The 338-nt window shown below is 68.0% G+C and carries 1 pseudogene; it reads right to left on the minus strand.

Annotation, left to right across the window (positions count from 1 at the left end):
* Window positions 1–338, minus strand: a pseudogene (locus GYB81_RS24180) (ATP-dependent DNA helicase); the annotation flags it as partial.

A 338-nucleotide genomic window follows, 5' to 3' on the forward strand; every position in this document is an offset into this window, starting at 1 on the left:
GTGCAGCAGCGCGCCGAGGTCGAAGTAGTAGTTGGAGTCGCCCACCACCACGTCGCCCCAGCGGCACAGCTCCTGGCTCAGGTAGTAGGGGCAAACGCCGTGGGCGATGGCGATATTGCGCACGGCCTGCTGATCCAGCCAGCGTTCCTTAAGCGCCGCACTGCGTGCAGCCGGCAGGCGGTCGTAGAAGCCCTTGGCGAGAGGGCAGGAGTCGCCATGGCAGGCCTTGCTCGGGTGTTCGCAGGCCTTGTCACGGGCCACGTGTTCCAGCACGCGCAGCGGTGTATCCGCCTCGAGCAGGCGTTGAAGGGCATCCAGTGCCAGGCGCCGGCCGGGCG

Origin of the sequence: Pseudomonas yangonensis (assembly GCF_009932725.1) — a bacterium.
Classification (GTDB): Bacteria; Pseudomonadota; Gammaproteobacteria; order Pseudomonadales; family Pseudomonadaceae; genus Aquipseudomonas; species Aquipseudomonas yangonensis.